Here is an 11,138-nt window from a genome sequence, read left to right on the forward strand (position 1 = left end):
TAATGAAAAAAGTTAAAATAATGACATCGACTACAACAAAACGTTCCGCGCTGTTAATTGCAGCGTTGACAGCAACGTTACTGATCAGTGGTTGTAAAAATGTCCCACCGGTTACCTCTGGTATGGGCAGTGACCAAATAGCCCCAGGGCAAAAATTCAGTAAGCATTTACAGGTGCATAACCCAGAGTTAGGTAAGAAGCTTCATATAAGTGACATCAGATCTCGAACAAGTAATGAGTTGCTTGAAATTAATTTATCACTCACCAGCACTTATGAAAAAACACTCAAACTGCAGTATCAATTTACTTGGTTTGATAAAGATGGCTTTGTGATTGAAGCGGGTAAAAGCCCTTGGCAACCGCTTGATTTACATGGCATGCAAACTGCGACAGTCCCCGGGCTAGCGCCAACGACCCAAGTAGCATCTTTTAGTCTCTATGTACGTGAAGTACCAGAAAAGTTTTTTAAATTTTAGTACTCAAACGATAATACTCAACCAAAAAACACATTTACTTTATTGAAATTAGTTAAAGGAAAACCAAATGAAAAAACTTATTATGATTACCAGTGTTGCACTAACACTTACTCTTGTTGCCGGTTGTACCAACAAATCCGTAGTACGTTATGGAGATGCGACTGAAGTTGAAACAACCGACATTAGTTTTGGCTCTACTGACCTACAAAAAGTGGCTGGTGATATGACTGACTCATTATTGGTCTCGCCTGTCATTGGTACCTTAACGGCTAACACTCGTCCTATTATGTTTGTAGAAAGTATCAAAAACAAAACCAGTGAGCACATTGATACAGAATCAATTACTGACTCTATTTCTACCAAGTTACTTCGTTCAGGTAAATTTAGATTTGTAGATATGGGCCGTGTAGAAGCTGCACGCAAGCAACTTGATTATCAACAAAACAGCGGTATGGTTGATGCAGGTAAAGCCATGCAATTTGGTAAGCAAGTGGGTGCTCAATATATGCTTTACGGTAACTTAGCCAGCATTGTTAAATCTAATAAAGATCAGTCTGATGTTTATTACAAATTTACCCTACGTTTAATGGATTTAGAAAGTGGCTTAGTGGAATGGGCTGATGAAACTGAAATCCGCAAAACTAAAGGCAAAGAATTCGTTAGCTGGTAGCTAGTGAGGGGGACGTATGAAATCATTATTATTAACAAGTTTGGCCCTATTCACATTTTTTTTCAGTCATTTAGCTATTGCTGACTATGATAGAAACAAAGCAGTACCTGTTGAAAAGGTACTCTTTGGCACTGTCATTTCTGCAAGAAATATTAGCCAAGAAGAATTGATTGAAGATAAAAATAGTGGTTGGAAAACCTTTGGCGGAGCGCTTATAGGTGGCGTCATTGGCAATCAATTTGGTGGTGGTAGTGGACAGACTGTGGCTACCGTATTAGGCGCCGTTATCGGTGGCCGGATTGCTAATAATAATAGCCAAGGTCAAACAGTAGTTGTTCGTTTAGTAGAGTTAATGATAGAAGTTGACTGCGCTGACCGACAATGCCAGCAATATATGGTGATACAAGATTATGACCAACAGATGGTCTTTCATAACCAAGATGCGGTGAGAATGGTTTATCTTACTAATGGTAACGTAAGAATAGATAAACAATTTTAAAAAAAGTGTAAATCACTAGCCGCTGGATCGTATATCAAATAATGCTAATTTAGCGGTAAATTTACTTCGACTTGTAAGCCGCCTTGTGGATGGTTATTTAAGGTTATTTGACCTTGATGACCATCACTAATCTCTCGGCAAATACTTAAACCAATACCGCTGCCATCTGCTTTTGTTGAATAGTAAGGTAAGAATGCCTTCTGTAATACTTCTACCGGCATACCTGTACCAAAATCTCTTACGGTAATAACGAGCTTATCCTGCTTAAGACTAACACTAACAGCACTAGCCTTTTCAGGAGTAACGTAGTCAGGACATGCTTGTTGAGCATTTTTAAGTAAGTTTATTAACAACTGTTCAATTTGGCTCTCATCCCCTGTAAACATCAAACTATTATCCTGACAACTCAACGTAAACTGATACAACTCTTGTAATTGCTTCAAGGTTTTTATTAAATCAAACTCCTGCTTTTTCGGTTGAGAAAGTCGTGCTAGTTGACTGTAACTCTGAATGAATTCTGCTAGTTTATTTATCCGCTTAGAGATAGTAGCGAACACTCGAATGAGCTGTGGTTCATTCAAACGTTCTGCCAGTATATTACCGCTATGACACATAGAGCTAATAGGGGCGATAGAGTTATTCAGCTCATGATTAATAACGCGTATTACTTTCTTCCATGTTTGTAATTCTTGTTGATGCATGGCTTTGGTTATGGGCTTGAGTAACGTTAATCGATGACGACTGCCATGCAGTTTCAAATGATGACGAGACAGGTGCCAGCTATGTTCTGCTTTCGTTTCAGCTAACAGTAATTGAATGATGGCATTATCTTTATCATTATGGGGGATTAGCTCAGGTAACTTCTCATCGAGTAACGAAACCCAAGACATGCCCAACATGCTCTTTTGATTAAAAAAGTATTCCGCTGCTCGATTAGCAAAAATAATAGTATCTCTGTGGTTAACCAGCACAGTGACAACATCTGAGGCATTGACGACCTTATCTAACAAAAGTTCACGTTGATAGAGTGATTGCTTCTCTTGCCTTAGCTTATCAGTCACTTGATTAAAGAGCGCTAACACTTCAGATTGGCTTTGACTTTTATTGGTCTTGTTATCCGCTAGGGTAATAGAAAAGTCACCGTCTTGTAAGTTACGTAGACCGTGTAATAACGTCTGCAAGATCTGATGAGTTTGTCGATGGTAATGCTGATAGCGCATAGCGGCTAAAGCAATTAACAGTATTGAACTTATAGAGAATAACCAAGGTGAGCTAGGCCATAAAAGAGAAAAGCTAACGATAAAAGCAATATTGATGAGAATGAGTTGTACGATCAACATATGGATTCAACTAACATAGCGGCTAACATAAGGTATCAACATCTATCTGGTATTTTTCTATACGGCGGTATAAAGCTTGTCGACTTAACCCTAGCTCAAGTGCCGTATGTTTGATAACGCCATTATGCTTAATCAATACTTGCTCTATATTTTCCTTTTCATCTAACGCTGGTTCTACTTGACTCAAACCCAATTGAAAATCACTTGGTGCTAAAATGTTACTATTAGCAAAGACTAACGCACGCTTACAGGCATTCTCTAATTCACGAACATTGCCAGGCCAACTATAATGAGTTAATGCCTGTGATGTTTCATCACTCAATGAGTAATCATTACCGATAAAGTATTGTGCTAGCGGAACAATATCAGCTTTTCTGCGCGCTAAATCAGGTAAGTTTAACTCTATAACATTTAACCTATAATATAAGTCTTCCCGAAAAGTACCTTGCTGAACAGCTAAACGTAAATCAGCATTAGTGGCACTAAGTACTCTCACGTCTACCTTCAATGTTGCGTTAGCCCCTAAGCGTTCAAATTCACCAGTTTGCAATACTCTGAGTAATTTCATTTGACCTGATAAGGTTAAATTAGCGATTTCATCTAAAAATAATGTGCCGCCATCCGCGGCTTCAAAACGACCAATCCTCGCTTGATTGGCACCGGTGAAGGCACCTTTTTCCGCTCCAAAAAGTTCTGCTTCCATTAAGTCATGAGGTAAAGCCCCCATATTTACTTTAATAAAAGCACTGTTATAACGCGGTGATTGTTGGTGAATATAATCGGCAAGCTTTTCTTTGCCTGCACCATTAGCTCCGGTAATTAATACATTGACGTTTGCACCAGCTACTTTGCTCGCTTGAGATATCAAGGTTTGCATTTCTTGGCTTTTATAAATGAAATCATCCGCAGGTTTTTGATTGATCTTTCTTTGACTGTTCTTATTTTGGCTTATCGTGGAGCTTCGACTATATTTGGCCACCAAATCTAGCAGTTTCACATCATCCCAAGGTTTTTGTAAGTAGTCCGTTGCGCCACTTTTCACCAAAGATATAGCGGTTTCTAATTGAGTCCACGCAGTAATCAATATGATAGGTAAATCACTGTTTAGTGCTTTCAAAGCAGTAAATAGTGACTTTCCATCTTTTCCAGAGGTAATACCTTGCGCGAAATTCATATCTTGAATAACTAAATCAACACGTTGATGAGATACAGCCAATAATGCTTGTTTCTCATTTTCAGCCGTCAGCACCGAGTAACCATGCAAACTTAATAACAACTCAAGGGCTTCGAGTATATCGGGGTTATCATCAACGACTAATATTTGTGGCATTTTGTTCCTTTAAAAATGGTCAGCAGCTAAGCTTGATGATTGTCATTCCCGAAATGTATTGTCGGACGTAGCATGGATGCTACTTATTAGAGAATTCAGGATGCACATTCTCCTGAATCCAGACACTTTTCACCAACCTATCAATTTACGCTTTATACCGTTCTAGTCGCAATCACGGGTGGAATATTACTAGTCTTTATTGCGGGGATCAAAGTTGCGATCGTACCTGCGATAAAAATGACAGCACTTGCTAGTAAAAACATCATAATATCTGGTTTACTCAAGCTAATATACTGACTTAATAATATATTAAATCCTAAAGCCATCACCAAACCTAACGCACAACCAATACTGTATACTAGCCAGTTTTCCGTGAGTACATATAAAAGAATATCTTTTTTACGTGCTCCTAACGCTCGTCTAATGCCAATGTATTTTTTCTGACGTGATATATGAAATTGTGAGTAAGCATAACTGCTAATAGCAGTAACAAATATCATTAGCCCACATAGTAAGAGAAACAATTCGGCTAAACCTTTATCGTGACTATAAAAGCGTTTCATATGCTCTGCCATAGTCATTATTCTGTATATATCACGCTCGGCTTGGACTGCTAAAATGGTGTCACTTACTTTATTACGCACTGCTTCAACTTGACCTGGAATCACCTTAAGTAAGTAATATCGACCAGTGAAGATAAACTCCATTACACGATTCCCAAAAACACCGTATTGCTTATCTATGGGTAACGTCGGGTCAAGCATAATATCTTTTACCACGCCCACAATGCGACCATTATTGGTTTCTTGTCCCAATGCCGAACCTTCGCCATATAGCGCTTTTTTAAGTGACTCAGTAATCAGTACATTACCATTTTCATCACTACCAAAATCAAGTTGATCATCTTTCGTTAAAAAACGACCTTCAAGTAATGCCAATGCTAGCGTATTGCTAAGCTCTTCATTAGTGAGAAAAATCTTTGAATCTTGCAGATATACATCACGACGAACGATTTCAGGATCATCTAGATCATATACATTACCTAACATGCCTCTTGTATTTATTGGCAATTGATTCATAAGTGAAACACTTTCAACTCCTGAAAGTTGACTCAATTGTTGTAAGTCTTCACTAACAATCGAGCGATAGTAATCCAGATTACGATATTCTCCCGATGTCGGATGCAATGAAACAATTAACGTATTGTCTATATCTAGACCCGTATCTTGAGCCAATTTATTATTAGTATCTACGGCTAAAATAACACTGTTTATCAGCAAACCTAACGTTATAGCTAATTGTAATATTAATAAGCCAGTGGTAAATTTTCTTAATAATAAGGACTTAAGTAGTGCTTTAATATTCATAATTTTTCCCTATTTACTTGGTTACTTAAGTTCAGCAGAAATACTGTAACGATTAGCGCGATATAGTGGGTATAGAGCACTGGCAATTGAAGTCACTAGCGCCAATAACATTCCTAACACAAGTAGCTTAGGTTCTAAAACAGCGATATTTGCTAAGCGCGGTAAAAATTGCACTGATAACTTTAGAAACAACCAACTCAACACCAATGCTACTGCACCAGTAAATATCCCTAATAATAAACTTTCTGTTAAACCTTGCATCAACATATGTCGATTACTAGCCCCAATAGCGCGTCGTAAACCCACTTCAAACTTTGCTGCATGAAAGCGTGAAAGTAGTAAACTACTGGCATTAAAAATACACACCGATAAAAATAATATTGAAGCTAATGTGAATGCCAATACTTTTTGATCAACGACTTTTTTTTCTTTCAGCCATTCATTAACATTATGCAGTTCATTTTTTATTGCTAAAGGGTGCTCTCCTGCGTCTTTAAGTTGCTGGCTATAGTTATCTATGTAGCTTTGTAATGCCGGCTTTTGATTTACATCCTCCAACTCCACCCACGCATGTAAATAATAAACATCTCTGTCACGGGTTTCTTCTATTCCTGCATAGTTAACGGCAGAAGAACTTCTGGCATGTATTGACCAACCTAAATCTATCGCCGTTTCGAGGGGCGCATAAATATCATCCGTTAACTTGAAAGCACGTCCTTCCGTTGCATGGTAAAACAATGGCCTTAATACCCACGGTTTTAATACGCCAACAATCGTTAACAACTCACCATCAAGCTCTAGTGTTTTACCAACACTGTTTTTACCGGCGAATATTTTTTGGTTTAATTCATCACCAATAACAACCTCCATACCACGACTTTTTTCAAATGCAGAACCGTAAGCAAAAGGTGCATTAGTGAGTTTAAAAAAACCGGGCGTGGTTGCTCTAACGTCTGAATCAAATCGTGTCATACTTGGTGATTCTGCATCTCGCGCATAAACACCAGAGGCATAGAATATAGCACTACGTTTAGGTATATCTGATGCAGCGATTGCCATAGCATCTCGATAACGCAATATGTGCATTGGCTCATCTGGTGGTTGATCATCTGGCCAAGTATTCATATTAATATGAATTAATTTGCTACTTTTTTCTGGGATTGGATCACTCGCCATAGAGTTGACTAATGCAAGATTTGCACAAAGTACGCCAACGCCAATAGACAAGGTAAGCATGATTAAAAAGTACAAGGTAGGAGCCCGCTTAAAGCTCTGCATTGCCAAAGTGAGGTTATAAACAAATAGACTATCGCTACGCATTTTCCATCTCCTCGCTTACCGCAGCAGAAATTGTTTTTCCCATACTCTCAGAAGCTTTAGCCAACGGTGCGTAAATTTTAAAGTCAGCAAGTTGACCATCAATAACTTGTACATTGCGGTTCACTTCACGTGCTTGGTCAGGATCGTGGGTAACCATAATAATGGTAGCCCCGTCTTTGTTAAGGTCGTGTAATATTTCCATCACTTGGCGTGCCATTAATGAGTCTAGGTTACCTGTAGGCTCATCTGCTAGTAATATTTTCGGCTCCCCCGCCAATGCTCTAGCGATAGCAACGCGCTGTTGCTGACCACCTGACAACTGACTTGGCAGATATTTAAACCTTGAAGCTAAGCCAACTTTTTCTAAGGCTTGCTCAACTCTGCGCTTTCGCTCACTCGCGCTGAAACCACGGTAACGCAAAGGCATATCAACATTATCAAAAATACTGTAATCAGGGATAAGATTGTAGTTTTGAAAAATGAAACCTATTTTTTCATTTCTTAATCGCGAAAGTTCATCATCTTTTAGTCCCTGTACGCTAACACCATCTAATTCATACTGACCACGATCGAAGTTATCAAGTAATCCCGCAACATTAAGAAAAGTCGATTTTCCTGAACCCGAAGGGCCAGTTACCGCAACAAACTCTCCTGCTTTAACATTCAATGAGAAGTCTCTTAGGGCATGCGTTTGAATAGTATCATTTTGATAAATTCTAGAAATGTTGTTCATATTTAGCATGGTGCTTTCCTTTTGTATTTTGTCTTATTGAAGTATCACTAACCGAGTGAGAGCTTCTTTGATTCATGTAACTGGTGTAACCAATTTTGAGTTATGCTGTGATGTCTAATCACCTAGGTAAATTTGTTCTGCTTTATTAAAATCTGCGTAATCCGAGGTAATAACTTGCTGGCCAACGTCAATACCCGAAGTGATCTCGATATACTCAACACTACTTGCCCCAGTTGTTATAGCCGTCTTGTCTGCATAATTATCTTCAATAAGTTTGAAGATAAACTTACCACCCAAAGACCCCATAAAAGCACCGCGTTTAACCATGAGTACATTTTCTTTTTTCTCAAACTCTATGCGAGCATTGATGCGTTGATTTTGTCTTAATTGAATATTCTGTGAATTTTTTATTTTTGCTCTTACCGTTACTTGATTGCCTTTAACTTCGGGTGAGATAGCAATGATTTCACCCCGTACTGAAACTCCTGATATTTTCATTGAAACGTCTAATCCAATACCTAAGTCATCTGCATAGAACTCTGGCACACTCAACTCGGCTTCATATTCGGATAAGTCGACAATTGTCATGATTGCAGTGTTAGCTGCGATAGTATTCTTTTTAGCAACAAGCCAGTTGCCTACAACGCCTTTTACTGGTGCTTTAATTGCTAATTCGTCATGACGACGTGATAGTTCTTCCAAGATCAACTTTTCTTTTTGTACTAGAAAGTCTCTATGCTGTTTTTCAAATTGTAAACGCTCTATCGAAAACGATACTCTTTTTTTAGCATGCTCAAATAATCGTTTAGCATCCGTAACCGCATCTTGGCTTTTTAACCAATCCACCTCACTGATGATTTGTTTGCCGTATGATATTTCTGAACGCTGAAATTCACGCTTAGCCACATTCAACTTTGATTGCGCAGCGTTCATATTACTCTCAAGGTCAAGTTGTGCTTCTTTATCTGCTAATACACCACGATTAGCATTAATGCTTAGCTGTTCTAATGTTGATTGTTGCTGCTTAATTAAAGCATCTAGTTCAGGACTCATTAATCGAGCGACTATTTGATTTAACGCGACAGCCTCGCCTGGTTTTGCTAATAACGTTATCTTGCCAATCTCCGTGCTGTAAAGTTGTGGTGCATTTGCAGCCACAGCTTTACCAGAAACAACGACATCTCGAATTAAATCGCCTAAGATCACGGTTTCAATATTGATGCTTTTACGGTCAATGCTCGGTATTGATGAATACCACTGAAACAACGTTGGAAAAGTCACGTAAGACAAAACACATAACAGTGATAGGGTCAGCAATATCTTCTTTAGCGCTATCTTCTTGGGATTTGCTATCACCTCATCCTGTCCGCTTGTTCCTTGAATCATCAATTTCTACTTAGTTACCTAACAATGTCCAAGTGTTGCAGATTCGATGCCACAAATTACAGAAAGCTAAGTTACTGTATTTATGTTATTAAATAATAAGAAAGTATCACTGAGTGTCCGAACGGACGCAGGATGTGTCCGCTACTGTCCGTATGACAAAACTCGGACACTAACTATTGAGATGATGAATGGCTTTGTAGGAGAGGAAATAATCTACTAAGGTGTTATTAATATATTGAAGTTAGTAGCGGCAAGAAATGTTTTGATAGTAATCTATTAGACAGAAGAAAGATAAAAGCTCATAAATTATCCTTTTCATAGTGCTGTTGATTAGTGTGGTATCAATCGGATTAATTTTTTTGAGCACTTAGCGAGAATTAATCCGTTTGGTATAACTACCAATTTTTCCTGTTAATGAATTCTCTAGCTTTTTTATCTTGGTTAATCTGATTGTAAGTTTTAATTGCTCTATTCTTACCAATTAAAATTTTCATTTGATAATAAGATTCTCTAAGAAGTGCCAAGCCGGGTTTGCTCCACCAGCTTTTATTATAAAGTTTTTTTGTTGCGGCGATAGAATCAGGTGACTGCTGAGATATCATTTCGGCGAGCTTTATTGCTCTCTCAAAAGGTTCATCGTCAACATGGGTAACTAACCCGTATTGAAGTGCTTGTGAGCCTTTAATAATCTCTCCTGTCATAGCAAGCTCTTTAGCTTTATCTAATCTTAACAACTCTTTTAATGCTAGCGTCCCACCCATATCAGGTATTAAACCCCAACGTGATTCCATTATAGATATTGAGGCGTCAGCTGTAGATATTCGAAAATCCCCGCCCAAGGCAATTTGTAACCCACCTCCCCAACAGCGTCCTTTAATGACCATGATCACAGGTGCTGGTATTTCTCTCCAACCTGCAGAAACATACTGAGCTAAGTTGGCTCGCCAAGGTAACAATTTAAAGAGTAATTCAAGCGGCCCTTTTGTTGAAGACATTACCGATTTAACATCTAAACCAGAACAGAAGTCATCACCATTGCCTGTAACAATTACTGTCCTGATGGTTCGGTCTGCTTTCAAGCGTTTAATAGTTTTTCGTATCGCATGAAACATTAATATATCTAACGCATTACATTTATCAGGCCTGTTCAAGCTAACATAAGCAATCCCATTACTTATTTCGAGATTGACTCTTTCTTTGATATCATTGTTAGGCATGTCAGGTACTCATAATTATTAGTGGTATGACCACTAACCTAACGTATATTTTTGATCATGTCGATTAGAAAGTTTATCTACTGATCAATACCTATCATAGATTTTAAATATTTGACTAAAATGTAATGATTACAAGATATCTATGTTTATTTGGTAGGGTAAACAACACAATTTTGTAATGGTGCATATTCCCGTCCAACATGGACTTAACTTACATGTGTCACATTACCCATCAGCTGAATCTTTTCAAATCCCAGAAAGCAAAAAACCCGTAGCGTTAGCTACGGGTTTCTTTAAATAGAAGCGGAGAATATCCTACGCCCACATGGGCTTTACTTCGACATAAGTCACACTACTATCGGTGCTGTTACGTTTCAAATCCCAGAAAGCAAAAAACCCGTAGCGTTAGCTACGGGTTTCTTTAATTAGAAGTTTAGCAATGTCCTACTCTCACATGGGAACTCCCACACTACCATCGGCGCAACTGCGTTTCACTTCTGAGTTCGGAAAGGGATCAGGTGGGACCACAGCGCTATTGTCGCTAAACAAAAAGGGTACAATCTTAGAAAGCTTGCTCAATGAGCTATAAATATCGTTTTTTAGTTTCAAGTAACACGTAAGTACGTGATGTTTTCTCTGTCAGTCTTTATACAAATCACTCAGCGTTCACTTTTCAGCAAAACTACTTGGGTGTTGTATGGTTAAGCCTCACGGGTAATTAGTATCAGTTAGCTCAATGCCTCGCAGCACTTACACACCTGACCTATCAACGTTGTAGTCTCCAACGACCCTTTAGGGGA

General features: G+C 38.5%; 10 protein-coding genes and 2 rRNA genes. 3 read left to right on the forward strand and 9 right to left on the reverse strand.

Features of this window, described 5'->3' with window-relative positions:
- Window positions 1–2 precede the first annotated feature (2 nt).
- The 3 genes from ESZ36_RS17880 (at window position 3) to ESZ36_RS17890 (ending at window position 1,645) form a co-directional block, all read left to right on the forward strand.
- Window positions 3–476, forward strand: a complete 474-nt coding sequence (locus ESZ36_RS17880) for a YcfL family putative periplasmic lipoprotein (protein ID WP_146790365.1) — start codon at window positions 3–5, stop codon at window positions 474–476.
- Window positions 477–543: 67 nt separating this feature from the next.
- The gene (lpoB, locus tag ESZ36_RS17885) at window positions 544–1,146 is read left to right on the forward strand and encodes a penicillin-binding protein activator LpoB (protein ID WP_146790367.1); all 603 of its coding nucleotides are present in this window, start codon (window positions 544–546) and stop codon (window positions 1,144–1,146) included.
- A gap of 16 nt (window positions 1,147–1,162) precedes the next feature.
- Window positions 1,163–1,645, forward strand: coding sequence for an outer membrane lipoprotein (locus tag ESZ36_RS17890; protein WP_146790369.1), 483 nt, complete (start codon window positions 1,163–1,165; stop codon window positions 1,643–1,645).
- A gap of 44 nt (window positions 1,646–1,689) precedes the next feature.
- On the opposite strand, the gene ESZ36_RS17895 is transcribed toward ESZ36_RS17890, so the two are convergent.
- From ESZ36_RS17895 to ESZ36_RS17935, 9 genes are all read right to left on the reverse strand, one after another.
- The gene (locus ESZ36_RS17895) at window positions 1,690–2,985 is read right to left on the reverse strand and encodes a sensor histidine kinase (protein ID WP_146790371.1); all 1,296 of its coding nucleotides are present in this window, start codon (window positions 2,983–2,985) and stop codon (window positions 1,690–1,692) included.
- Between the two features lie 22 nt (window positions 2,986–3,007).
- On the reverse strand, window positions 3,008–4,315 hold the full coding sequence (locus ESZ36_RS17900) for a sigma-54-dependent transcriptional regulator (protein ID WP_146790373.1): 1,308 nt from the start codon (window positions 4,313–4,315) through the stop codon (window positions 3,008–3,010).
- Window positions 4,316–4,467: 152 nt separating this feature from the next.
- Entirely contained in the window at window positions 4,468–5,682 is a 1,215-nt protein-coding gene (locus tag ESZ36_RS17905; protein WP_146790375.1) for an ABC transporter permease, read from the reverse strand.
- 21 nt (window positions 5,683–5,703) lie between these two features.
- Window positions 5,704–7,002 (reverse strand): ABC transporter permease, encoded by a 1,299-nt coding sequence (locus tag ESZ36_RS17910; RefSeq protein ID WP_146790377.1) that lies wholly within the window; start codon window positions 7,000–7,002, stop codon window positions 5,704–5,706.
- Entirely contained in the window at window positions 6,995–7,744 is a 750-nt protein-coding gene (locus ESZ36_RS17915) for an ABC transporter ATP-binding protein (RefSeq protein ID WP_146790379.1), read from the reverse strand. The genes ESZ36_RS17910 and ESZ36_RS17915 overlap by 8 nt, the downstream gene beginning before the upstream one ends.
- A 105-nt stretch (window positions 7,745–7,849) precedes the next feature.
- Window positions 7,850–9,121 carry an efflux RND transporter periplasmic adaptor subunit gene (locus ESZ36_RS17920; RefSeq protein ID WP_146790381.1) on the reverse strand — a complete coding sequence of 424 codons (1,272 nt, stop codon included), beginning with the start codon at window positions 9,119–9,121 and terminating at the stop codon, window positions 7,850–7,852.
- Between the two features lie 395 nt (window positions 9,122–9,516).
- Entirely contained in the window at window positions 9,517–10,338 is an 822-nt protein-coding gene (locus tag ESZ36_RS17925; protein WP_146790383.1) for a crotonase/enoyl-CoA hydratase family protein, read from the reverse strand.
- 431 nt (window positions 10,339–10,769) lie between these two features.
- Window positions 10,770–10,884: ribosomal RNA gene (gene rrf, locus ESZ36_RS17930) — 5S ribosomal RNA — on the reverse strand.
- A gap of 151 nt (window positions 10,885–11,035) precedes the next feature.
- A 23S ribosomal RNA gene (locus tag ESZ36_RS17935) occupies window positions 11,036–11,138 on the reverse strand; the annotation flags it as partial.

The organism is Colwellia demingiae, from assembly GCF_007954275.1.
GTDB lineage: Bacteria > Pseudomonadota > Gammaproteobacteria > Enterobacterales > Alteromonadaceae > Colwellia > Colwellia demingiae.